At 30.9% G+C, this 23,304-nt stretch carries 28 protein-coding genes; 2 read left to right on the top strand and 26 right to left on the bottom strand.

Going from position 1 to position 23,304, the window contains the following annotated elements; genetic code table 11:
* Window position 1 precedes the first annotated feature (1 nt).
* From T514_RS0101875 to eutM, 5 genes are read right to left on the bottom strand one after another with little or no spacing between them, the layout of a single operon-like run.
* The gene (locus T514_RS0101875) at window positions 2–514 is read right to left on the bottom strand and encodes a diol dehydratase small subunit (RefSeq protein ID WP_027623215.1); all 513 of its coding nucleotides are present in this window, start codon (window positions 512–514) and stop codon (window positions 2–4) included.
* A 10-nt stretch (window positions 515–524) separates the two neighbouring features.
* Window positions 525–1,202, bottom strand: a complete 678-nt coding sequence (locus T514_RS0101870; protein WP_027623214.1) for a propanediol/glycerol family dehydratase medium subunit — start codon at window positions 1,200–1,202, stop codon at window positions 525–527.
* 15 nt (window positions 1,203–1,217) lie between these two features.
* Entirely contained in the window at window positions 1,218–2,882 is a 1,665-nt protein-coding gene (locus T514_RS0101865) for a propanediol/glycerol family dehydratase large subunit (protein ID WP_027623213.1), read from the bottom strand.
* A gap of 21 nt (window positions 2,883–2,903) precedes the next feature.
* A complete protein-coding gene (gene pduB, locus T514_RS0101860) occupies window positions 2,904–3,755 on the bottom strand; it encodes a propanediol utilization microcompartment protein PduB (protein ID WP_027623212.1) in 852 nt (283 codons plus the stop codon).
* Window positions 3,756–3,775: 20 nt separating this feature from the next.
* Window positions 3,776–4,060 (bottom strand): ethanolamine utilization microcompartment protein EutM, encoded by a 285-nt coding sequence (gene eutM / locus T514_RS0101855; RefSeq protein WP_027623211.1) that lies wholly within the window; start codon window positions 4,058–4,060, stop codon window positions 3,776–3,778.
* 204 nt (window positions 4,061–4,264) lie between these two features.
* Here eutM and T514_RS0101850 point away from each other — a divergent pair, with 204 nt between their 5' ends.
* Both T514_RS0101850 and T514_RS23695 read left to right on the top strand, forming a co-directional pair.
* The gene (locus T514_RS0101850) at window positions 4,265–5,473 is read left to right on the top strand and encodes a sensor histidine kinase (RefSeq protein WP_027623210.1); all 1,209 of its coding nucleotides are present in this window, start codon (window positions 4,265–4,267) and stop codon (window positions 5,471–5,473) included.
* 102 nt (window positions 5,474–5,575) lie between these two features.
* Window positions 5,576–6,358: a response regulator transcription factor gene (locus T514_RS23695; RefSeq protein ID WP_051541709.1), complete on the top strand. Its 783-nt coding sequence runs from the start codon at window positions 5,576–5,578 to the stop codon at window positions 6,356–6,358.
* Between the two features lie 48 nt (window positions 6,359–6,406).
* Here the strand turns inward: T514_RS23695 and T514_RS0101840 are convergent, their stop codons facing one another.
* From T514_RS0101840 to T514_RS0101745, 21 genes are all read right to left on the bottom strand, one after another.
* A complete protein-coding gene (locus T514_RS0101840; protein WP_027623209.1) occupies window positions 6,407–6,853 on the bottom strand; it encodes a cupin domain-containing protein in 447 nt (148 codons plus the stop codon).
* A gap of 14 nt (window positions 6,854–6,867) precedes the next feature.
* Window positions 6,868–7,995 carry an ethanolamine utilization protein EutH gene (gene eutH, locus T514_RS23690; RefSeq protein ID WP_051541707.1) on the bottom strand — a complete coding sequence of 376 codons (1,128 nt, stop codon included), beginning with the start codon at window positions 7,993–7,995 and terminating at the stop codon, window positions 6,868–6,870.
* Between the two features lie 28 nt (window positions 7,996–8,023).
* Window positions 8,024–8,569, bottom strand: a complete 546-nt coding sequence (locus T514_RS0101830) for a BMC domain-containing protein (protein WP_027623208.1) — start codon at window positions 8,567–8,569, stop codon at window positions 8,024–8,026.
* A 1-nt stretch (window position 8,570) separates the two neighbouring features.
* Entirely contained in the window at window positions 8,571–8,849 is a 279-nt protein-coding gene (locus T514_RS0101825; protein ID WP_027623207.1) for a EutN/CcmL family microcompartment protein, read from the bottom strand.
* Between the two features lie 81 nt (window positions 8,850–8,930).
* The gene (locus T514_RS0101820) at window positions 8,931–9,623 is read right to left on the bottom strand and encodes a hypothetical protein (protein ID WP_027623206.1); all 693 of its coding nucleotides are present in this window, start codon (window positions 9,621–9,623) and stop codon (window positions 8,931–8,933) included.
* A 13-nt stretch (window positions 9,624–9,636) separates the two neighbouring features.
* A complete protein-coding gene (gene eutJ, locus T514_RS0101815) occupies window positions 9,637–10,461 on the bottom strand; it encodes an ethanolamine utilization protein EutJ (RefSeq protein ID WP_027623205.1) in 825 nt (274 codons plus the stop codon).
* A 13-nt stretch (window positions 10,462–10,474) separates the two neighbouring features.
* Window positions 10,475–11,101, bottom strand: coding sequence for a phosphate propanoyltransferase (locus T514_RS0101810; RefSeq protein WP_027623204.1), 627 nt, complete (start codon window positions 11,099–11,101; stop codon window positions 10,475–10,477).
* A 12-nt stretch (window positions 11,102–11,113) separates the two neighbouring features.
* Window positions 11,114–11,878, bottom strand: coding sequence for a hypothetical protein (locus T514_RS0101805; protein ID WP_027623203.1), 765 nt, complete (start codon window positions 11,876–11,878; stop codon window positions 11,114–11,116).
* 63 nt (window positions 11,879–11,941) lie between these two features.
* On the bottom strand, window positions 11,942–12,226 hold the full coding sequence (locus T514_RS0101800) for a BMC domain-containing protein (protein ID WP_027623202.1): 285 nt from the start codon (window positions 12,224–12,226) through the stop codon (window positions 11,942–11,944).
* A gap of 42 nt (window positions 12,227–12,268) precedes the next feature.
* Window positions 12,269–13,720 (bottom strand): acetaldehyde dehydrogenase (acetylating), encoded by a 1,452-nt coding sequence (locus tag T514_RS23685; RefSeq protein WP_051541705.1) that lies wholly within the window; start codon window positions 13,718–13,720, stop codon window positions 12,269–12,271.
* A 5-nt stretch (window positions 13,721–13,725) separates the two neighbouring features.
* Window positions 13,726–13,854, bottom strand: coding sequence for a hypothetical protein (locus T514_RS27495; protein WP_278246504.1), 129 nt, complete (start codon window positions 13,852–13,854; stop codon window positions 13,726–13,728).
* A 26-nt stretch (window positions 13,855–13,880) separates the two neighbouring features.
* Complete coding sequence (locus T514_RS0101790; protein ID WP_027623201.1) at window positions 13,881–14,375, bottom strand: BMC domain-containing protein; 495 nt, start codon at window positions 14,373–14,375, stop codon at window positions 13,881–13,883.
* 7 nt (window positions 14,376–14,382) lie between these two features.
* The gene (eutL, locus tag T514_RS0101785) at window positions 14,383–15,036 is read right to left on the bottom strand and encodes an ethanolamine utilization microcompartment protein EutL (RefSeq protein ID WP_027623200.1); all 654 of its coding nucleotides are present in this window, start codon (window positions 15,034–15,036) and stop codon (window positions 14,383–14,385) included.
* A gap of 17 nt (window positions 15,037–15,053) precedes the next feature.
* Entirely contained in the window at window positions 15,054–15,944 is an 891-nt protein-coding gene (eutC, locus tag T514_RS0101780; protein ID WP_207640909.1) for an ethanolamine ammonia-lyase subunit EutC, read from the bottom strand.
* Between the two features lie 42 nt (window positions 15,945–15,986).
* A complete protein-coding gene (locus T514_RS0101775) occupies window positions 15,987–17,351 on the bottom strand; it encodes an ethanolamine ammonia-lyase subunit EutB (protein WP_027623198.1) in 1,365 nt (454 codons plus the stop codon).
* A gap of 25 nt (window positions 17,352–17,376) precedes the next feature.
* Window positions 17,377–18,804, bottom strand: coding sequence for an ethanolamine ammonia-lyase reactivating factor EutA (gene eutA, locus T514_RS0101770; RefSeq protein ID WP_027623197.1), 1,428 nt, complete (start codon window positions 18,802–18,804; stop codon window positions 17,377–17,379).
* 120 nt (window positions 18,805–18,924) lie between these two features.
* Window positions 18,925–20,337, bottom strand: a complete 1,413-nt coding sequence (locus tag T514_RS0101765) for a sensor histidine kinase (protein ID WP_027623196.1) — start codon at window positions 20,335–20,337, stop codon at window positions 18,925–18,927.
* A 21-nt stretch (window positions 20,338–20,358) separates the two neighbouring features.
* Window positions 20,359–20,928 (bottom strand): ANTAR domain-containing response regulator, encoded by a 570-nt coding sequence (locus T514_RS0101760; protein ID WP_027623195.1) that lies wholly within the window; start codon window positions 20,926–20,928, stop codon window positions 20,359–20,361.
* 77 nt (window positions 20,929–21,005) lie between these two features.
* Entirely contained in the window at window positions 21,006–21,425 is a 420-nt protein-coding gene (locus T514_RS0101755) for a EutP/PduV family microcompartment system protein (RefSeq protein ID WP_341350164.1), read from the bottom strand.
* Window positions 21,426–21,447: 22 nt separating this feature from the next.
* A complete protein-coding gene (eutS, locus tag T514_RS0101750; protein ID WP_027623193.1) occupies window positions 21,448–21,792 on the bottom strand; it encodes an ethanolamine utilization microcompartment protein EutS in 345 nt (114 codons plus the stop codon).
* A 219-nt stretch (window positions 21,793–22,011) separates the two neighbouring features.
* A complete protein-coding gene (locus tag T514_RS0101745; protein ID WP_027623192.1) occupies window positions 22,012–23,175 on the bottom strand; it encodes a 1-propanol dehydrogenase PduQ in 1,164 nt (387 codons plus the stop codon).
* Window positions 23,176–23,304: the final 129 nt, after the last annotated feature.

The raw sequence follows: 23,304 nt of genomic DNA, 5'->3' as shown, positions 1-23,304 counted from the left end.
TTTATTCTTTTAATCTTCCCCTCTTTTCATAAACTTCAGCTGCCTGTCTAACCAAATAAGCATTTAATTTTGCTCCATACTTTTCCTCTAACTCCAAAGCTATATTTAAAAGTTCTTCTTTAGTTGATCTATATGGTCTCAATGCATTATATATTTCAAGGACTCTATTATCTGGCACTAATGTGAGTTCTCCAGCTCTTCTTAAATTTCTACCAAACTGATATCTTCCAACAGATTCAGCTATTTGAGCTTGGTATAATAGTACTGGAGCTGTTATCTTTATATCATCTGGTTTTACTTCACCATCTATTACTTTATCCATAGTAATAGATGTAATATTTTTACCAGTTCTAGTATTAAGTAATTCTTTTCTATTCTTTAACAGAGGATAATCTTTTACTGTAAGCTTTTCCCCTTCTTTTTTCACTTCATTAATCTCTTCCTTGCATTTTACACCAGTATCTAATGACTTCAATACTTCATTCACAATTTGTTCTATTAGAGTATTATCCATAATTTCACCCCTATTCAAATACTAATTCTACTTCTATAGGCTTTCCATGAGGTACTACCTCTTTAGTCTCTTTTATATGAAGTACTGCTGCAATAGCTTGATAAGTTGGTCTTGCCATCTGATCATTCCTTACTGGTACAGGATCAGGTGATTCACCCTTTGCATACTTTGCAGCATTTTTACCAATAGCCCTATAGGTTTCCCTATCAATTAGCGGTGCCTGTGGGAAAAGTTCTAGGTTATTTAATAGTTCCAAATCCTTTTGATGAATTACAGTAGTTCCTTTTGATTGAATTCCTATTCCAATACCAGAGCCACTTAATACTGCTGCATCATGAGCCATAAAGGATACATCTGAAGTTCTTATTACTCTAATTATTCTAGGAGATACTCCTTCTTCTTCTATACCTGCCATAACTTCTTTCAATATATCCTCATGAGGTGTTCCCATTATATTTTTACTTTGATTTTTTCCAAAGGCAGGTCCTATAGCTACTACTACTTCATCTAATCTTTTTCCTTGTGCTGCTGTACCTTTTTCTACAATATTCATTTTTCTTTTATTAACTTTGCTTACTTCTTTTTTCACATTTTCTGTTGGGACTTGAACTTTATCCTTCTCCATTTGCTTTAGGACTTCCTTGGTTATTATTTCTATTAAATCCTCATTGGATATTGTATTTAACATATTACCACTCCCCTCTTAAATCTTTTCTGGATCAAGTGCCTGATTAATATTCTTTATTTCTTCCCATCTCTGACCATCTACCCTGTAACCAGTTCCTGGTCCCATATAATCATTAGGATTGTTAACTGCTGTTATAACATTGAAATCCTTGTCAAAAATTGAAGAGGTGTGTAAGTAGTCTCCTGCAACCCTTTGTTTAAGCATATTTAATACATTATTAGCTACATCTTCAAATCCACCTTTATATAAGGCTTTAACTATATCAAGACCAGTTATTCCTCTCTTTAATAGTTCCTGAGCTGCCTTTAAATCCTCTACTACATTTCTATTAGGCATGTCTTTACTTCCATGAGCATAAGTAGCTGCTTCCACTTCTTCATCAGTAATTGGTGGAAGTGCTAATTCTTTAAATACTGCTTGTAGTGCCCTAGCTGCCTTATTTCTTATTTTAATAGCTTCTTCTTCTGTGATTGGTTTTAAACCACCCTCAACCTTTAAATCTCTTTGAAGAATTAAATAATCATCAAAATCTTCAGCATCAAAGTTTGAACCAGCAAACATATTGTCATAGTTTGGTACTGCACTATATCCAGAGAATATAAAATCAGTTCCTGGTAAAAACTGCATCATTGTTCTAGCAGTTTTTCTAATTTGTGAATGTGTAAAAGTCTGGTCATTTCCTGAAGCTACCTCTAAATCTAACATAGTAGTTATTAAATTTTCTGCGAGAACCGCTCTTATTCCTCCAGCTACTGCACCAGGAACACCTATACAACTTATAGAACCATTTTGAAGTCCCTGTACTCCTGCTCCTTTAGCTATCATGATACATCTTGCTTCCAGATATAGCATAGACTTACCCTCTGCATATCCCATTTGAACCTCAGAACCAGTTCCTGAAGTAAATCTCATTTTTAATCCTCTTGAAGCATAGGCAGAAGCTAAAAATGCTTTAGACCAAGGTGTATCATCTCCATCTACAAATACGTTTTCAGTACCATACACTGAAATTGTTTCTGCATAACATGTGTATCCAAGCATTCCTAGTCTTAATTCTGTAGCTTCTTCCAAAGCACACTGAGTTAGAACTCCTCCTCTTCCTGTTTGAGCTCCAATTAAAATTGCTAATGCATTAAAAGGAGCATACCTTACTATACCTACAGTGGTTTCCATTTCGTCAAAGCCTCTTATACCAGCTTCTGCTGCATCTGCTGCAATTTGAATAGGATTGTCCTTTACATTTGTTACATGACATTGATTAGATGGAGTTCTTCTTGCTCTCATCTTCTGCATAGCCATCATCATTTCTACTACATTAAGTTCATTTACTACTTGAACAATTTTTGCAGGTGTAAGTGCTGTTGTAATTTTAACTAATTCCTCTCTATGAACATTTATATCTACAAGCATTCTTGCAATTTCTAAGGATGTCATAGACATTGCTTTTTCTGTATTTTCAATATTTATAGCATAGTCTGCAATGAATAAATCTATAAAATCAAAATTTTCTCTCTTTTTACCATCCATTTCTACTATTACGCCATTTTCTACTTTTACACTAGGTTTTGGATCATTAGGGCTATCTACAGCTATTAAACCTACCTCTGGCCAATCCTTTACAAAACCATCCTTATTAACTTCTCTGTTCTCCAATATTTCAAACCTTTTAGACTTTTTCATTATTCCCACCACCTTCTAAATTTAAATATATGGTTGAGTTGTAGATGTTGGATTTTGCCCCATAGCTTTTAATATTTTCATTCCTTTTTCTCTTGCTGACATAACAGACTGTCTAACAGCTCCCGAGTCACCAGTTATAGTTAATATAACTTCATTAGAATGTGCAGTTCCTACATTAGGGCTTGCATAGGATACCACTTCTACATTTGCAGTCTTTAAAGCCGTATCTGCCATTACAACTCCTATGGCTGCTGGAGCTCCAACTATAATACCAAAAGCTTTTCCTATAGGTGCTCCAAATCCTTTGTTTAAAGCATAACTAGCTCTTGCAGTATACTGTAATTCAAGGTGTCCAACGTCGCATCCATAAACGTCTCCAAAAGTTCTATTTAATTCCTTTAAAGTTACTTCTACAGCTCTTCTAGCATCTGACACATCTTCTGCTGCAAATATAACTAATGAACCATGTCCTGCTCCACCTTTTGTATCTCTGGCTAATTCAATTGCCACTACTTCCGTATTAGTGGCTTTTACTGCTTCATCACCAGCCATTATTTGAGGACCTGCTCCTGTTCTTCCCCCAACTATACCAATAGATCTATACTTTTTATCTAATCCCATTTTTTCATGAAGAGCACTGTCCACATTAGCAATAACTAGTCCTACAGTATCTCCCAATCCGTATCCAATAAATTCTGTTATTCCTGATATATTTTCCATACACTTTACCTCCTTTTTTACTTCATTTTCACTTTCACCATTTAACTGACCTATAGTTTGCTGAATCTCTTTCTCCACATCAAAATTCATTTCTTTATCATTCAATTTCTTTTTTACTTCTTCTAAAACCCTTTGAATAATTTCATTATCCATGGTATACCGGCTCCTTTAAATTATTTCTCATCTAATTGAGGTATTATTTTTTCTACATCTGTATGTGGCCTTGGTATTACATGAATAGAAACTACTTCACCTACTCTTTTTGCCGAAGCTGCCCCTGCATCTGTTGCAGCCTTAACTGCTCCTACATCTCCTCTAACCATTACAGTTACTAATCCTGAGCCAATTTTCTCATATCCTAATAAAGCAACATTTGCTGCCTTCACCATTGCATCTGCTGCTTCTATAGCAGCCACTAAACCTTTAGTTTCTATCATTCCTAATGCTTCTTGTCCCATAAACACACCTCCATTTTTTTATACCTTAATTATATAATGCATTTTTGTAATTTTTTTACATTATTTTGACCTATTAAACAACTTTATTGACTTATTTCACATGTAATTTTTTTACTATTTATGGTATTATTTTAACTACTTTCATGAATTTTTTTAGTAATTATAGAATAGTCTAATTAATATAACGATCTTTGAGGTGATCTAATGACATTACCTGGAAGTTATCATTTTAATGAAATAATAGATATAAAATCTTTACAGGATATTCAGGATAAGTTTGCAAATATAGTTGGGCTGTCTACTATTACTGTAAACAAAAACGGTATTCCCGTAGCTAATTCCAGCAAATTTTCAAAGTTTTGCAATTTAGTTAGAAGTACTGAGCTTGGAAGAAAAAGATGTGAAAAATGTGATGCATCTGGTGGTACTAATGCCATGAAAACAGGTAAACCTATTATTTATTTTTGTCATTCTGGATTAACAGATTTAGCTGCCCCTATAATAGTTGATAATAATTACATAGGTTGTATGCTTTGTGGACAGATTATTGTAAAAGAATTCTATAACAAAAGCTACATGAACTTAGAAAAGCTCTCTAATGAAATTAAGGTTCCAAAAGAGCAACTTGAAGAGGCTTTAAAAGAAGTTAAGGTGTGGAAATATAAAGACATAACTGAGGCTGCTGATTTTCTCTATCTTTTCTCCAATTTTATAGCTAAAATTGGAGTTTCAAATATAACATATTTTAAATTACTAGAACAAACAAAAGAAAAAGCCTATCTAGAAAAATTATTAAAAGATACTAAGATTAAGGCTTTGCAATCTCAAATCAATCCCCATTTTCTATTTAACACACTTAATACAATTGCTAGAATGGCACTACTTGAAAATGCGCCCAAAACTGAAGAACTTATTTATTCCTTATCAGATATATTAAGATATAGTATTAAAAATTCAGAAAATATGGTATCAATTGAAACTGAAATAAATAATGTTGAAAAATATCTCTTTATCCAACATGAAAGATATGGTAATAGAATTAGATATGAAATAAATATAGATGATAAAATTCTTCACTATAAAATTCCTGTAATGACACTACAGCCTATAATAGAAAATTCCATAATACATGGATTAGAATGTAAAAAACATGGTGGTAAAATTACCATTTTGGGAAATCTAATTCCCGAAAATTATGTTGTATTAGAAATAATAGATAATGGTGTTGGAATGGATACTGATAAGCTTCATATTATAAATTTCCAAGAAAATGATTCTTCTTCCCTTGAACTAGGAATACAAAATGTAAGAAATAGATTGAAATATTACTTCGGAGACAATAGTAGTTTATATATTAAAAGTAAAGTTAATAACGGAACTAAAGTTACTATAAAAATTCCTTACATCTCTTAAATCATCTTTAATAAAAATTTTTTCCCTAATGAAATAGCTTTTGCACTGTCATATAAAAAATTACAAATGATATTAATCAGGTGTAATTTAGGAGGTATCATTATGTATAAATTGATGATTGCTGAAGATGAGGTTCTTGAACGTGAAGCTTTAAAATTAATTATAAAGAAAAATTTTAATAATTTATCAATTATAGGGGAAGCTTATGATGGAGAAATGGCTATACACTTAGCTAAAAAAATGAGACCTGATATTATACTTATGGATATAAAAATGCCTGTTATAGATGGTTTGGAAGCGCAAAAAAATATTTGTGAATTTTTACCTAATGTAAAAACTATTATATTAACCGCTTATGATGACTTCAAATATGCACAATTGGGAGTTAAGCTTCATGCTTTTGATTATCTTTTAAAACCTGCAAAACCTTCCGATATAATAGAATCCTTAAAAAAATTAATTCTATCTATAAATAATAATAGTGATTATATGCAAAAATTACCTGTAGTAAATAACGAAGATAGCATAATAGATAAAGCACTGAAATATATCAAATCTAATTATAGTGAAGATATAAATTTAGAAACCGTAGCCTCTTATGTACACTTAAATCCTCAATATTTTAGTAGATATTTTAAATCTAAAGTAGGAATGAATTTTATTGATTATTTATCAAAAGTAAGAATAAATGCAGCTATATTTCTACTTATGAATACAGAGGATAACATAAATTATATATCTTTGAGAGTTGGATATGTAGATGCTGCCTATTTTAGTAAAGTATTTTTAAAGTTTGTAGGGGTATCTCCACACAGATTTAGGTCACAAAATAAAGATAATTTCTTAAACTATTCTGTAGAAGATAAATTTCTTATTAAATTTTAACTAAGGAGGTGTTTCAAAAGCAACTCTTTTGAAACACCTCCCTATCTATTATTCCTTTTGTTCTGCCCAATTAGCTGGATAGGTCACATATAAAAATCTTGCATAATCAGGTACACTAAATTTAATTGAAGATCCCTTAGGAATAAAAATCATATCTCCCTCTTCTCCAGTAACTGTTCTACCATCGATAATTATTTGGAGTTTTCCTTTAATAATATAATCTACTTCGTCATAGTTTAAGGTCCAATCAAAACAAGTTTTATCCATTTCCATTACTCCGCAGCCAAGTCTTGGACTTTCTTCTAAGCTAACTACATCCTTTAGATAAACTTTATCCCCTTCTTTTCCAGTATCAAAGTTTTCACATTTTACAGTAGGTAGCTTTACACTTAAAATCCCACTTTTATCCACATCTTTTTCAAATTCATTATCTTTAATTTTTTCTGTCAATATTTTTCTTACTATTTCCGCTATAAGCTTTTCATCACATTCCATTTAACAATTCCCCCTTACATTCCTTTTGAACCATTAGCTTTTGTAGCAGCAGATGATTTCTTTATAGTACTTGCTGGAGCAATAAAGCATGCTAATATAACTGCTGTAATTCCTCCAATAAGCTTTCCAACTATCATAGGGAATATCATTTCTTTGTTTACTCCTGCTGTAAATCCTAAATGATCACCAAATACAAAGGCTGCACTAACAGCAAATGCAACATTTATTACTTTGCCTCTATCGTCCATATCTTTCATCATTCCAAACATAGGTATATTATTTGCAAGTGTAGCTACCATACCAGCTGCAGCAACATCTCCCATTCCTAGTAAACCACCAAGTTTCATTAAAGGTTTTTTAAATACTTTTGTTATAAAATATACCATAGGGAATGCTCCCGCAAGCATTATAGCTATAGATCCTATTATCTGAATACCTTCTGTTATAGGTGCCATACCTTTTATAACTACAATACCTGTTAAAGTTTCAATAATTATTGCAGCAAGTCCAATTGTAATAATTATTACTACTATTTTTCCAAAAGTATTAAATCCCTTTATCATCTTTTCAGGTATTCTCCATAATCCTATTGCTATTAAAACAGCAAATATTATTATAGGAACTAAATTTTTAAGTATCATTGATAAGCTAAATCCTGCAACTAAACCACCAACTAAACATCCAATAGGTATAGTTATAATACCTGCTAAAACACCGGAAGCTAAGAATTTTCTATCTTCTTCTTTAATTATTCCTAAAGCAACAGGAATAGTGAATACAATTGTAGGGCCCATCATTGATCCTAGTATTAGTCCTGCAAATAATCCAGCATCTTTAGTTTGTGCAAGTTCTATTGCTAATGGATATCCTCCCATATCACATGCAAGAAGCGTAGTAGCAAACATAGATGGATCAGCACCTAATGCAGTATATAGTGGAACTACAACAGGTTTTAAAACTTTAGCTAAAACTGGAGCTAAAGATACAACTCCTACCATGGCAATAGCTAATGATCCCATTGCCATGAATCCTTCATCAAATTTTTCCCCTAATCCAAATTTATTTCCTATACATTTATCAATAGCACCTAAAGTCATAAAAATAACCATTATATAAACTATTACTTGATTAATACTACTCATTATATAACCCCCCTCTAGGTTAACAAGTTTAAACCAAATTTTTTATTAACTCCCTGTCAGGTGATGGTATTACAACCTTATCTATTATTCTTTTCTTATCTATTTTTTCCGCAGCCGCATCTAAAGATGATTTTACTGAACTTACATCCCCGGAAATTATAAAATAAGATTTGCCTCCTATCCCCATTCCAAGGCTTAATTTTAACAAATCCACATTTCCACTTTTGCATGAAGTATCTGCTGCAATAATTCCTGAAGCTATATTAGAAAATTCCATGATACCAATTGAATTGAAATTTATAAGAGTACTTTTGCCTTTTATTGCATCTATTAATCCATTATGAATTGAAGGAAGGATTAATTTATCTATTACATTATTTTGTGAAATGTTAAGTCCTTTTTCCATAGCTTCTCTTACCGAACCTACATCACCACATATAAGTATTATATACTTTCCTGGGCATACAGTTTTAGAAAAGATAATTTCTACCTGTGATGCTTTTACCATACAATCTGTAGCTTCTATACCTTTAGCTATACTTCTAAATTCTATCAGTCCAATTGTTTTAATCATATTATTCCAAAGTTTTTTCAACTTCTACTGTATCTATAATTCCAACTATTGTAGCATCTACAGGCACATTGTTATTTCCTACTGAAACCCTAGCAGAACTACCCTGAACTATCAAAACAGTTTCCCCTATGCCTGCTCCTATACTGTCAACTGCTACAAATGTAGGAAATTCACCATTTGAATAATAGTCTATTGGTTTTATCACCAAAAACTTTAAGCCATTTAAATTTTCATCCTTACGTGTTGCCCACACATTCCCTAATACTTTTCCAATAATCATTTTATCAATCCTTCCTTCTATATTAATTTAGAGTCCTTGAGTATTGTATTATTTTTAAAAAACTCCATGTTAAGCTAAGAATCACTTGATAACTATGTTTTTTATTCTTATATAATCCTTTGCCAATGGAGTTAACACTGTTTTACTTTTTATAATAATTTCTTTTATTCCAGACTTATATAACTTATCAATATCTCTTTCTGTTAATAATTTTTTATCCACTTCTACTGTACATGATTTATTACACTCAACAATTTCTTCTTTCTCTCTATTTATTTCCTGGTTTTTTTCTTCAATATTTTCATATTCATTTTGGAATATACTATTAAAACTATTTACTATACTTAATCCAAAACTTACAAGCTTATTTTCATAATCTTCATACATATTAAAGAATACCTTGTTTGAAGTTTTATTATATTTTCTATATTCTATTCCTTCTTCAAGTATATAAACTTTTTCACCTTTTAATATAGAATCAATAATTACTTTTTCTTTTACTCCGCAAGGGACTCCTAAGGATATATTAACTAGTTCTCTATTATCTAGCTTTGGTACTAATACAAAATCATAACCTTCTATGTTTTTATCACATAAGTCTAATGAGAAAAATTCATACAGTTCTTCATTAAAATTTTCTACTGTTTTAGAAAAATCATCACTATTTGATGGCTCTAATATTAAAACCTTTTTTCTTGTATCCTTTGTTGTATCGTCTTTAATTTTTTTTATTACTTCACCTGTAATAATTTTAATTAGCTCTTCTAATTCCATAAAGTCACATCCTTTATATAATACAATTCATAGCAATTCCTAAAGGCGTTACTAAAAATGGATTGATAGGTTTAAAAGTTTTTATTCCTGTTTCCTTTTGTATAACATTTTCTATTCCTTCTAAGCAACAAGTACCTCCAACTAGATATATTGCATCAATATCATAATTCTTTATATTACTTTTAATAATATAAGCTATCTTTTGTATAACAGGAAGCACTACATTAAATATCTCTTTAGAATGTTCTTGAGATTTTTTTATTTTTTCAGCTTCTTCAAAGCTTACTTTGTAGTTTCCTGAAATAACCAAAGATAGATGAGTTCCTCCTGTAGGTTCATCTGAAGTATAAACTACTTCATTATCTTTAAATATAGCTATTCCTGTGGTACCTCCTCCCACATCAACAACTACTCCATTTTCTATACCTAAAACAGCATTAGCTGCAGTAGGTTCATCTAATATGTTAGTTACTTCAAAACCAGCACCCTCAACTACATATCTATGTGTATCACAATCTCTTCCTCCTGTGCCCGGTGGAACTGCTATAGCTGCCTTTATAAGTTCTACCCCTAGTTTTTCTTCGATTCTGTCCTTTAGTCTTTTAACTATAGACCTTGCTCCAGAATAATCTACTACTAAACCATCTTTTATCACTTGAGCAAACTCCATTTCGCAAGCTACAGGCCTTTTTTCTTTATCTAAAACTACAACTACTATATATGCAGTTCCAAGGTCCACTCCTACTAAAAGTTCCTCACCTTGACTTACCCTTTCATAATTCCCATTTGTTTTTTCCAATACCTTAATAAAATTATTTATTCTATCAAAATCCACCATTGTATATTACCTCTCACTTTATAATTTCAGCTTTCACTCCCTTAAAGTATCCACATGCATTTGCTTCATCATAATCAATATGCATATTTAAGTTGTAATTATTACTTACTCTTATCAATACATCATCAAATATAAGAGGTCTTTCTCCATAAACTTTAACTTTTACTATTTCTTTGTCTTTTACTTTAAAATATTCAGCATCTTGCTTTGTCATATGAATATGCCTTTTAGCTATAATTACTCCCTCTTTTACCTGGATAAATCCATTTTTAGATAAAATAATAACATTTTCACTTCCCATAATATCTCCAGAGTCTCTTACCGGAGGATTAACCCCAAGTACTAGAGCATCTGTTTTTGAAATCTCCACTTGAGTTTCACTTCTCACTGGTCCTAGGATGGATACATCTTTTATTACACCTTTTTTACCAACGAGCATAACCTTTTCTTTGGCTTGAAATTGTCCTGGTTGTGAAAGTTTCTTATTTATCTGTAATTCGTAATTATCTCCAAATAATGCATATAGATCCTTCTCACTTAGATGAACATGTCTTCCTGATGCTTCTACTTCAATCATATTTCTTTCTCTTATTCTTTTAACAACTTCTTCTACAATAGGTTCTAATGTATTTATTGTCATTTTATACACCTCTTATTTATACTGACCTGCAACATATTTACACATCATTATATAGAAACAACTACTTAACCTATTTAAGCATTGAATTATATCGTTTCTACTAATTTCTCCTTCTTCATTTTTAAATGCATGTAAAGCTGCAATTTCAACTTCTCTAGAATAGCTTCTAAGAGAATTTAAAGCTATTACTAGTTCCCCCATTTTGTAATTAGGCAATATATGATCTACATTAAAATATTTTTTAGGATAGTGAGACATCTCTCTCATTTCTGACTCATTCATTCCCAATAAAATTAAATCATTTATTTTTTCATCTAAGACTTCACTTTTTAAGATATTTCTTACAAACTGCATAATTTCATCTAAATCTTTAATAATTTTTTCATTTTTTTCTTTACTTGCAAGTATTTGAACTTCTAATATCTTAGATTCTAAACTATCCAATTTGCCTCTTAAAACAATTCTAGGATGGGTTTTATATACAAGTTTGTTCCCTAAAAGTTGAGTCATATGCTCTGGCTTTTTCTCAAAATATCCTCCAGAATTCATAAAAACATATTTAGGAATCATATATTTTTCTTTATCTTCATTGTTAATATCATTTGAAATATTCTTTTTTTCCTTCTCCTGTTCTTCCTTTATAACAATCTTAATATTTTTTTCTTTTAAATACTGTCTAGCAGAAGGAGTAATTAAAGTATCCTTACTAACTATATATTCATCTAACTTTTTGTTTCTTAATTCTGACCTTAAACTGTATTCTGTTAGAACACTCACACCATCACATCCTTTTATGAATGTATGTTCCCGGATCTATTAAGAGATCCGGGATTTAACACATTAACCTTCTAATTTAGGTAGAATAAGTTCAACTTCACTATGTGGTCTTGGGATTACATGAACTGAAACTAAATCTCCCACTCTTTCAGCAGCTGCTGCGCCTGCATCTGTTGCAGCTTTTACTGCTCCAACGTCACCTCTAACCATTACAGTTACAAGTCCTCCACCTACATGAACCTTTCCTATTAAAGTAACATTTGCAGCCTTTACCATCGCATCTGCTGCCTCAATTGATCCTACCAAACCTTTAGTTTCAATCATTCCTAATGCATTTGTATTAGCCATAATAAATTCCTCCTCTATAAATATAAAATTTAATTTTTTCTATTAACAATTTAATTTTTCTATTACTAATTTTGTTATTGAATAAATCAATTCATCATTAATTTCTAAGCTATTTTCTTTCTTTGGTTTTAAATCTTCTAGTTCTCTTATTCCATAAGCAAGTCTTCTAATATTCATAAGATTTAATGGATTAACATTATCAGAAGTAGCACTACCTCCTACAGCACCGCATCCTAGTGTTAAAGCAGGAATTAAATTGGTAGTACCTCCTATTCCACCTAATGCTCCAGGAGTATTAACTAATATCCTAGAAACAGGCTTTTTTAAAGCGAACTCCCTTATAACATCTTCATTATTTGAATGAATTATAAGAGTATGTCCTATTCCTTCATTGTTTAAAAGCTTTATACATTTTTCACAAGCTTTCTCCCAATCCTCTTCAGTATAAAATGCTAATATTGGGGCTAATTTTTCTCTTGAAAAAGGATAGTTTTTGCCAACCTTTTCTTGTTCTGATATCAATATTTTTGTTCCATTAGGTATTGTTATTCCAGCCATATTTGCTATATCTTTAGCTGTTTTTCCAACTATTTGAGGATTCATAGTTCCATTTGCTCTTAATATAAATTTTGATACCTTTTCTGTTTCTTCTTCATTTAAGAAATAACAGCCTTGTCCTATTAATTCATTTATAACATTTTCTTTTATGCACTTTTCAACAACTATAGATTGTTCAGAAGCACATATAACTCCATTATCAAAAGTTTTACTATCAACTATTCTTTTAACAGCCATAGTTATATCAGCAGACTTTTCTATGAAAGCTGGTCCATTGCCAGGTCCCACACCTATAGCAGGTGTTCCTGAACTATAAGCTGCTTTTACCATAGCACTTCCACCTGTAGCAAGGATAAGTGATACATCATTATTTTTCATAAGTTCATCTGTACCTTCCATGGTAGGTATTGTCATACATCCTATTATTCCTTCTGGTGCACCTGCATTAATAGCTGCTTCACTTAATATTTTTACAGCCTCTATTATGGAATTTTTAGCATTAGGATGTGGACTAAATATTATTGCATTTCCCGCCTTTAATGCTATTAATGATTTATAAATAGCAGTAGATGTTGGATTGGTAGAAGGTATAAGTCCTGCTATTACTCCTACTGGAGTTCCTATTTCTATAACCTTCTTTTCCATGTCTTCTTTTATAATGCCTATGGTTTTTAAATCTTTTATACTTTCATATACAACTCTGCTAGCAAATTTATTTTTGATGATCTTATCCTCATAATTGCCAAATCCTGTTTCTTCAACAGCTAGTTTAGCCAATTTCTCAGCATTCTTTTCTCCTGCTTCTGCAACTTTCTTTACTATATGATCTATTTTTTCTTGACCTAACTCACAATAAATTTTTTGAGCTTCTTTTGCCTTTTTTATTAAACATCTTACCTCTTGTATTGATTTTAAATCATCATAGATAAGCTCCATTTATCCTACTCCCTTTCATAAAACTGAAGAATAGCTTTAATTATTTCATCTTTTCTACCATCTCTTATCTGTTTTTTAGTTAAGGTAGTAATTTTTAGTTTTCTTGCAAGTCTTCTTAATTCACAGACGGTCATTACTTCTAAGTTACTTTTTGTTATTTTTAATTTTTTTTTTCATCCTCATCAGTTAATTCATTTATTTCTTCCTTATCTAAACTTTCTTCTTTATCTAAGTTTTTTTCTTCCTTAGTTAAATCATTTTCTTTATTTTTCTCTTCATTACTATTATTAGTACTATCCTTACTGTCATTATTACTAATTTTTTCTTTCTCTATCTCTGTTTCAGCTTTGAAATTTTTTGTCGCACTTTTGCTATTTTCACTAGACTTCTCTATCATATTCCATACACTATCAATTGGTCGTGGTATTACATGTGTACTTATTAAATTAGAAGTATTTTGCATAGACCCTGTAACAGAATCTATAGCTGCTTTTACTGCACCTACATCTCCAGAAATAGTTATATTTATTAATCCACCTGTAACAAAATTACGATTTACTAATTTTACGTTAGCTGATTTTAAACTTATATCCAAGGCCTCTACAGCAGCAATGTATCCTAAAGTTTCAATAATCCCTAAAGCTAGTCTTTCCATGGTTTAATTAATACTTATCTGGATTATCAGCTACATATTGTACTGCTGCCGCAAAAGCATCACAAGCTGCTTTACATGCTGATTGACTTCCTGTTAAAAGTCCTCCACCAAAGTTTGTCTCAGATGGTGGTCCATAAAATGCAGCTAATTTAACGTCTGCTGCTTTAAGAGCAGCATCTAATGAATACATTGCTTCTAATGGAGGTGCTATTACATAAGCTATTGCCTCCCCTTCTTCTATATTAGCTACTTTTGATAAATAGGAACCTGTTCTTGATATACAATGAGCATAGTAAGTAATATTATTCTCATCATTTGCACTATAGAAACAAGCATCATTTTCTATAAAATCAATAGCAGCATTTAATCCACTTCTTACTTCTGCTGGATTAGGTCCTGCAATAATTCCAATAAACTCACCTGCTAGTTTTGTATTGGCATTAGCTGAACCACCATACATTGATCTAGCATACACTACTTCTATATCTGCCTTTTTCGTAGCTTCATCTAATGCAGTATAGGAGACATCATCAATATCTGTTGATATAAGTCCCAAACTTCTTTGATGAGGCTGCAATTTAAAAGCTTCCACCATATCAGGATCTACATTAGGTATCATTTTTACACTTAATACTGTTGCACGAATAGGATCATTTTTCATGAATTTCCCCTCCAAACTTAAAGTTTTAGATCAAGACCGCTAGCTTTTTTCTCAAGCATTAATTTTATAATATCCGCAATATGTGCACCTGCTTCAACAGGAGGTGTTCCTCCCTTATGAATATTAGATACAACTGTCCTTCTTGCTTCTGGCATATCTACTGTAGCTTTGTATGCAATATAAGCACTCATACTTTCTCCAGTTGCAAGGCCAGGTCTTTCCCCTATAAGTACACAAGTTACCTCTGCACCCATTGTCTCAGAAATTACATCCATGGCTGGTACTCTTCCATATTTTACAAAGAATGGAGTGCCTACTTTTATTCCATATCCTTCAAGTCCTTGCATTATAGCTGGTAATACGTCTCTTACATTTGCTTCAATTGAAGTAGAACTTAATCCATCAGATACATATATTTGTACTTGAGGACTTTTAACACACTTATCTTTTATAATCTGTAATTCTTCTTCATCAAATTTTCTACCTAAATCAGGTCTTGTTAAATATTCATCTTTATTACTGCATTTTGTCTTTATAGATACCAAGTTCATTTCCTTTAAAAACTCTTCCGAAACATCATTAAATACTGCATCCATTGCTACTGCATGGTCAGCTCTAAATCTTAACATAGTTTCAGTTTTATATCTTGGACCTGCTCTCCAAACTCCTAGCCTTGCAGGAGTAGCATTTTTTAACTTTAAAAATTCCTCTTTATTTGCTGGATTTGGAACCAATATCTGACTCTTTAAATTTACTTCAGTTATATCTGGAATTTCTCCCTCTTCAGCCATTACATTTTTGCATTCATCTATAATATCCTTACTGGAACAAGAGTTTTCTTCATTATTGTTTTTATTTAATTCCAACATAACCTGTTCCACTAACTTCATTATGTCCTTTTCATTAATCATATAATTCACTCCTCCATTTACTTAAATATATTCCCTCCTCTATTTGAGGAAAATTGATGCATCTCCTGCTTTGTCAGTTAATCTTCCATTTTCCATTAAACCCATTTTTTCTAACCACTGTTCAAATTCTTTTATAGGTCTTAAATTTAGTAACTGTCTTAATGTTGGAGTTTCATGATATCCTGTACACTGATAATTAAGCATTACATCATCACCATGAGGTATTCCCATAAAGTAATTACATCCTGCATTTGATAATAGCACAGCTAAGTTCTCTATATCATTTTGATCTGCTTTCATATGATTTGTATAACAAGCATCACACCCCATTGGAATTCCTGTAAGTTTTCCCATAAAGTGATCTTCCAGTCCCGCTCTAATTACTTGTTTGTTATCATATAGGAACTCAGGTCCTATAAAACCAACAACTGTATTAACTAAGAAAGGACTATATCTTTTAGCAAAACCATAACATCTTGCTTCCATTGTTACTTGGTCTGCACCATGGTGTGAATCTGAAGACAATTCAGAACCTTGTCCTGTTTCAAAATACATAACATTTGGTCCAGTAGCTGTACCTTCTTTTAAAGCTAATGCTCTAGCTTCATCAAGTAATCCACCTGTAATTCCAAAAGCTTTATTTCCTTTTTCACTTCCTGCAATACTTTGGAATATAAGATCTGAAGGAGCGCCTTTTCTTATTGCCTCCATTTGAGTAGTTACATGAGCAAGAACACAACACTGTGTAGGTACTTTCCATTCTTCCTTAAATTCATGGAATTTATTTAAAACTCTTGTTACACCAGCAACTGTATCTTCTACAGGATTTAATCCTATAACAGCATCTCCTACACCATAGCTCAAACCTTCCATTAAAGAAGCCATTATTCCATCTATATTATCTGTAGGGTGATTTGGTTGTAATCTTGCTGATAATGTTCCTTCAAGTCCTATGGTTGTATTGCAATGAGCACTTATTCTTATTTTTCTTGCTCCATAAATAAGGTCTAAATTTGACATTAATTTTGCTACTGCTGCTACAATTTCACTGGTAATTCCTCTACTAGCTCTTTTTATTTCCTCACCAGTAGTGTGATCATCTAATATCCATTCTCTAAATTCTGCCACTGTCCAGTTCTTTATGTCATTATATATTTTTTCATTTACTGCATCTTGGATTATTCTAGTTACTTCATCATCTTCATAAGCCACTACTGGATTATTTCTCAAATCCCCTAATGTTAAATTACTTAATACCACCTTAGCTGCTATCCTCTCTTGAACAGATGCAGCACAAATACCTGCCAACTTATCTCCTGATTTTTCCTCGTTAGCCTTTGCCAATACTTCTTTAATTGATTTGAATTGATAGCTTTGGCCAAATAAGCTAGTTTTAAGTTTCATAAAAATCCACCTCTCACTTTAAACTTTAACAATTTAAAACTAATGTTTTTACAACAACAGGAAGAACCCTGCCATTTGCAAGTGGTCTACCAACATCAATATAATCTCCATTTTCAACTTTTATACTGTCTATGCATATTACCTCTTTGTTTCCTTTAAGAAGTCTATATATTGTTTGTCCCAAAACTTTAGCCATATCATTTTCTACAACTATAAACACTGGAAACTTTTCATTTAAAATATTATTCATGCCTTCAAGTAGAACTTTGGCTATATTCTCAACCTGTTTAAAGCTTGGATTTTTCACCCCCTTTAATGCAATGGCTACATTCTGCATACCATCTTCTACATTAAACCATTTAAGTTTTTCTTTTATTACACTAGCTGTATTTTTATAATCATAAGCCTCATCCATAGATGAAAGCTTTAATATAGGCACATTTTTTATTGGGAATAAATCCTTTGTAAATGTTATTGTACTTCCACTAATTTCAGTAGTATGTGAACCTGCTCCGACCACAGTAGCTCTTATAGTTTCCTTTGGTATTTCTATCTTCATCTTTTCTGCTATATTAGACTGCTTTATTCCTTTTCCAAGTAATATTCCTATATCCCCAAATTTAAATAAATCTTCACTAATATCTTTATAAATACAATCCGCTACTCCTCCAGAAAAAGTAACATAATCAATTTTATAATCTAGCTTCAATCCTTTATTTGTTACAATCTTTTTATAACTTGAAGATTGTTCTCTTAATCCAAGTGCTTCTTCTAGAATATTTACCATTGCAACTACCACTCTATTAACAATATCTAAATCTACTTTCATTCCTTCTTTTAAATCTATATTTTTAAATTTACATAGCTCCTTTATTTTTGGAGAAATATATTCTATTGTGTTTTGTTTTAACTTTATAAGCCTTCCTCCTATATCTAAACAACCAGTATCTATAACCTCTCCATCTTTAAATACAGCTAAATTTGTGGTTCCTCCTCCTATATCCAAATTTGCTACAATAGAACCTTTTTCCTTAGAAATAGCCGCTGCCCCGGCTCCTTTTCCTGCAATTATAGATTCCAAATCTGGGCCTGCAGTAGCAACAACAAAATCTCCTGCAAATCCACTTAAATTTTGTAAAACTTCATTAGCATTTTCTTTTCTAGCTGTTTCCCCTGTAATTATTACCGCTCCTGTATTAACATCACTTAACTTTACTCCTGCTTTTTTGTATTCTTCCTCTATTATTTGTCTTATTTTTACTCCATCTATTTCATTTTGTGATATTAAAGGAGTAAAATATATATCACTTTCATAAATTATCTTTTTATCAACTATTACAATTCTTGGAATGGAAAAACTAGAAGCCATATTTTCAATAATTATTTTGCTAAATACAAGTTGGGTTGTAGAAGTTCCTATGTCTATTCCTACACTTAATATATCTTCACTCAATTTACTTCCCTCTTTTCCTTAAAGCACTAATATATATAATAAAAACCCAGAACTATACTTTAAGAGTATAATTCTGGGCTCCTTTGCCTTTTTAAATAAACACACCTTTGTGCTTAATATTTAATTTTTAAAATCAAATTCAACTTTTGTTCCACTATTACTTGAATATATATTTAAACTTCCATTTAATTTGTCTTTTACTATACTTCTCACTATATTTAATCCTAAATTTTCTGGATTAATACATTTTGGATCAAATCCTCTTCCGTTATCCTCTATAATCAACTTACAATAACTTGTCCCTTTTTCAATATAGATATTTATTTCCCCTTCGTTTTTATCTATAAATGCATGTTCTAATGAATTTTGTAATATTTCATTTACAATAAGGGCAATAGATGTTGCTTTATCTGAATTTATTTGTATACTATCCCCCTGTACATTTATGATAATATTTTTAGATGATATACTAAAAAATCTTAATATATTTGCTTTTATCCTCAATATAACTTCCTTAATATCTATATCATCTATTCCATTTTGAGCTAATAATTCATGAGTAGCTGCTATGCTTAATATCCTACTAATACTTTCATTTAAAGCATATTTTGTAAGGTCATTATCTATTCTTCTAGATTGAAGTCTTAAAAGACTAGCTATGGTTTGTAAATTATTTTTAACTCTATGATGTATTTCTTTTATAGCTACTGATTTTAAAATTAATTCTTTCTCTTTTTCTTTCACTTCTGTAATATCTCTAACTATCATTAACATTTTTATACGATCATTTTTAGGTTTTGTTAAAATATATTTTATCTGTAAACATAACTTTCCCACAGTAACCTCAGATGCAATTGAATTTCCGTCTTTAACCATAGGGTTAAAAGTTCTTCCATCCAAAGCTAAATTTTCAAAACTCATTCCAATTAACTTATCTTTATATCCTAATTTTTTATACAATAAATTGGCAACAGGATTAGAAAACACTGCTATTCCATTAGAATTAAATATCATTATAGCATCATTTAAATGATATGTAATATTATCCTCATTATTTGTGCTAGTTAAAGATACAATAGTTTCTGTAAGTTGTTCTGTAGTCTCTGTAAGCATTTGCATATGTCTATTATTGTTTATATGTTCAGTTATATCCTGTTCTAAAATAAGTACTCCTATAGTCCTTCCCTCACTGTTTTTTATAGGTGCCACTTTTTGTGTCACATTAGCATTCTCTTGAGTTACAGCTTTTAAATTTATTGTAGTAAGCCCTAATTCTAGAGTTCTTAATGCTGCTGGTTCATTATCTCTTAATGCTAACTGACCTACAACACTTTTTTTATACATAGAGGGTACATTGTATGGTTTAGCCTCTGCTACTACAATAGCTTCGTTAGAATCTCTTGTTGGACAATCAATAAACACATCAGCCTTAGCTAAGTCAGCTATTCCTTGAAGTATACCCTCAATACTTTCTAGCTTTTCTATGTCCTTATTAGATAAATCCGTATATTCTTTACATAATTTTCTAATCATACTCATTACAGTCACCTTATATTATTTATTCATAATTATTATTGATGCAATATCTTTCATAGCACATCTCTTATCCATACTTAGTTTTCTTAACTTTTGAAATGCTTCCTCCTCGCATAGGTTGTACTGTTCCATTAATATTCCTTTTGCTTTTTCTATTATTTTTCTTGATTCAAGCTTGTCCTTAGTTTCTCTTGCTATTTTTTTTATTTGTTTTATTTCCATTCCCTTATATTCTGCAATTTCCAAAGTCGGTATTAAAGATTTTTCATCTATTGGTTTTACTAGATATCCCATTACTCCAGCTTTTTTTGCTTCTTCAATGAAATCCTTATCACTATAAGCTGTAAGTAACACTATTGCACCTGCTGTTTCTTCATTTATGATAATATTTGAAGCCTTTATTCCATCTAATAATGGCATCTTTACATCCATTATTACAATATCGGGATTAAATTTCTTGCATAACTCTACTGCATCAAATCCATCCGAGGCCTCTCCTACTACATTGTAGCCAACCTCTTCCAACATTTCACGTAGATCCATTCTAGTAATAGGCTCATCATCGGCTATTACTATATTTCTGCTCATAATTAACCCCCTTTATGTTTTAAGTTATTTTTTACCATATATTCTATAATATCATAGTTGGTGAAAAACATAAAGTTCTATTGTAATATTTCTCTTATTTTATCTATGCCTTCATTATTTATAGAACTCACTTTAAATATCTCACTTACACCACTATTAATTAAATAATTTGTAGCAATATTAATCTTTCTATTACATGTACATAAATCTATTTTTGTTATAATACCTATTACTGGTTTGCAAAATATAGAAGAGAAATTAGGGGGAAAAAAATTCTCATCACTTGTGCAATCTTGTACTAACGCTATTATGTCACAATCATATGATGATACTATAAGCGCATTATAATATACCCTGTTCTCTATGTACTCCCCTGGAGTATCTATTATATCTCTATAATATTCAACAGCTTGAGTTTTCTTATATGTTATTAACTCCTTTTGAAGAGCCTGACTTAATGTAGTTTTACCACATCCTGTTTTACCTATTAACATCACTTTCTTCAAGATGCAATTCCTCCTATGATTTGGTAATTTTTGAAGGAGTAAATGACAGTATATTGGTTAATACATTCATCACTTCCTTCAAAGCTTCTTCTACACTAGCTACATCTCCTACTATAATTAAAGAACCACTAAACCTGTCTACAAATCCTATTTCTATATTTGCTGCTTTTCTTGCTACATCTGCTGCTATTATTGAAGCTTCACTAGGAGTTATAGTAAGTATACCTATAGCCTCTTTATATTCATCGCTGAGTCCCAGTTTTCTATATAAATTTCCATCGGGGTGTGCAATTACATGGGCTAATGTTACCTGTTTACCTGGTACATACTCCTGTATAACTCTTTGCTTTTCTTCCAAGATATCACCCCTTTGCACTATAGATATTTTTATTAAAAATAAAAGCTTTTTAAATATACGCAATACACCGTATAATTTAAAAAGCTTCTTTGCTTCACTAAATAATCACTTCATTGTGATTTATTATTTACTTTTATAAATATATTTTATCTCTAAAAGGTTTACATGTCAATAAAATTTATCTAAATATATATTTTTTTCTAAATATTTGTTATATATTTATCTTCCATAATAAGCCTTTAAAAATAACTTTTCCACTTCTTCGCTGGTACTTACTTTTGGATTAGTTAAATTACATCTATCTTCTATAGCTATTTTAGACATATCTTTAACTTCATGTAAGAATTCTTCTTCCTTAATATTCAAGTCCTTTATCCTAGTTGGAATATTCAATGTTCTTAACATGTTTTTTATTTCACTTATTAAGCTTTTAACACCTTCTTTATCATTATAACAAGATAAACCCAAGAATTTAGATATTTCTGCATATGTTTTTACCACAGATGAACTTCTATTATCTCTTAAATTATTTATCTGAGAATTATATTCTATAACATAAGGAAGTAATATTGCATTTGCTTTTCCATGTGGTACATGAAATTTTCCTCCTAATATATGTGCCATACCATGATTTAATCCAAGTGAAGCATTAGTAAAAGCCATTCCTGCTATACAAGATGCATTATGCATTTTTTCTCTAGCTTCTAAGTCACTTCCATTTTTATATGCTTTAATTAGATATTTAAACACAATCTTTATTGCCTTTTCTGCTAAAGCATCAGTATAATCAGAAGCCTTAGTTGATACATAAGCTTCTATAGCATGAGTTAAAACATCCATTCCTGTATCTGCTGTAATACCTTTTGGCACAGTTAAAACTAAATCTGGATCTATAATAGATTCATCTGGCGTTAAACTATCCTCAACTAATGGATATTTAATATTTTTAATTTTATCTGTAATAACAGAAAAATTAGTAACCTCTGATCCTGTTCCACTAGTAGTTGGAATTGCAATCATTATAGGCTTTTTTTTATTTTCTTTTTCTATCTTATCTTTTATATAATACTGAAAAATTTTTATACCCTTTGCAGCATCTATAGAAGATCCTCCTCCTATAGTTATTATAGCTTCTGGTTCAAAATCGGACATTGCACTTATTCCCTTTGCTATAGTTTCAATTGGTGGATCAGGAACAATATCTGAGAATATTTTATAAGTAATACCTGATTTATCAAGCTTCTCTGTAATTTTTAATATCATGTTGGACTGAACAATAAACGGATCTGTAACAATGAAAACTTTACTTGCATTTATATCACATAAATGTTCAATAGAGCCTTGTCCAAAATAAATTTTAGGAATAACTTTAAATTCATTCATTATACCCTTCTCCTTTTTTAATTAATAAAAAAGCCTCTAAAAATCCCATGATTTTTAGAGGCTCCTATGCCCTAAATTAATTGTACTTCATTGTACAACATTGATGTATTTACTTTTATTTTAATTTTA

The organism is Clostridium lundense DSM 17049, from assembly GCF_000619945.1.
GTDB classification, from domain to species: domain Bacteria; phylum Bacillota; class Clostridia; order Clostridiales; family Clostridiaceae; genus Clostridium_AO; species Clostridium_AO lundense.
Note: the sequence above shows the minus strand (reverse complement) of the source record. Positions and strands in the feature narration are given on the sequence as shown.

Bases quoted from the DNA above. Each gene is read 5' to 3' on its own strand.
- T514_RS0101875 (WP_027623215.1), bottom strand. From the start codon at position 514: ATGGATAATACTCTAATAGAACAAATTGTGAATGAAGTATTGAAGTCA.
- T514_RS0101870 (WP_027623214.1), bottom strand. From the start codon at position 1,202: ATGTTAAATACAATATCCAATGAGGATTTAATAGAAATAATAACCAAG.
- T514_RS0101865 (WP_027623213.1), bottom strand. From the start codon at position 2,882: ATGAAAAAGTCTAAAAGGTTTGAAATATTGGAGAACAGAGAAGTTAAT.
- pduB (WP_027623212.1), bottom strand. From the start codon at position 3,755: ATGGATAATGAAATTATTCAAAGGGTTTTAGAAGAAGTAAAAAAGAAA.
- eutM (WP_027623211.1), bottom strand. From the start codon at position 4,060: ATGGGACAAGAAGCATTAGGAATGATAGAAACTAAAGGTTTAGTGGCT.
- T514_RS0101850 (WP_027623210.1), top strand. From the start codon at position 4,265: ATGACATTACCTGGAAGTTATCATTTTAATGAAATAATAGATATAAAA.
- T514_RS23695 (WP_051541709.1), top strand. From the start codon at position 5,576: ATGTATAAATTGATGATTGCTGAAGATGAGGTTCTTGAACGTGAAGCT.
- T514_RS0101840 (WP_027623209.1), bottom strand. From the start codon at position 6,853: ATGGAATGTGATGAAAAGCTTATAGCGGAAATAGTAAGAAAAATATTG.
- eutH (WP_051541707.1), bottom strand. From the start codon at position 7,995: ATGAGTAGTATTAATCAAGTAATAGTTTATATAATGGTTATTTTTATG.
- T514_RS0101830 (WP_027623208.1), bottom strand. From the start codon at position 8,569: ATGATTAAAACAATTGGACTGATAGAATTTAGAAGTATAGCTAAAGGT.
- T514_RS0101825 (WP_027623207.1), bottom strand. From the start codon at position 8,849: ATGATTATTGGAAAAGTATTAGGGAATGTGTGGGCAACACGTAAGGAT.
- T514_RS0101820 (WP_027623206.1), bottom strand. From the start codon at position 9,623: ATGGAATTAGAAGAGCTAATTAAAATTATTACAGGTGAAGTAATAAAA.
- eutJ (WP_027623205.1), bottom strand. From the start codon at position 10,461: ATGGTGGATTTTGATAGAATAAATAATTTTATTAAGGTATTGGAAAAA.
- T514_RS0101810 (WP_027623204.1), bottom strand. From the start codon at position 11,101: ATGACAATAAATACATTAGAACCTATTGTAGAAGAAGTTGTTAAAAGA.
- T514_RS0101800 (WP_027623202.1), bottom strand. From the start codon at position 12,226: ATGGCTAATACAAATGCATTAGGAATGATTGAAACTAAAGGTTTGGTA.
- T514_RS23685 (WP_051541705.1), bottom strand. From the start codon at position 13,720: ATGGAGCTTATCTATGATGATTTAAAATCAATACAAGAGGTAAGATGT.
- T514_RS27495 (WP_278246504.1), bottom strand. From the start codon at position 13,854: ATGACCGTCTGTGAATTAAGAAGACTTGCAAGAAAACTAAAAATTACT.
- T514_RS0101790 (WP_027623201.1), bottom strand. From the start codon at position 14,375: ATGGAAAGACTAGCTTTAGGGATTATTGAAACTTTAGGATACATTGCT.
- eutL (WP_027623200.1), bottom strand. From the start codon at position 15,036: ATGAAAAATGATCCTATTCGTGCAACAGTATTAAGTGTAAAAATGATA.
- T514_RS0101775 (WP_027623198.1), bottom strand. From the start codon at position 17,351: ATGAAACTTAAAACTAGCTTATTTGGCCAAAGCTATCAATTCAAATCA.
- T514_RS0101765 (WP_027623196.1), bottom strand. From the start codon at position 20,337: ATGATTAGAAAATTATGTAAAGAATATACGGATTTATCTAATAAGGAC.
- T514_RS0101760 (WP_027623195.1), bottom strand. From the start codon at position 20,928: ATGAGCAGAAATATAGTAATAGCCGATGATGAGCCTATTACTAGAATG.
- T514_RS0101745 (WP_027623192.1), bottom strand. From the start codon at position 23,175: ATGAATGAATTTAAAGTTATTCCTAAAATTTATTTTGGACAAGGCTCT.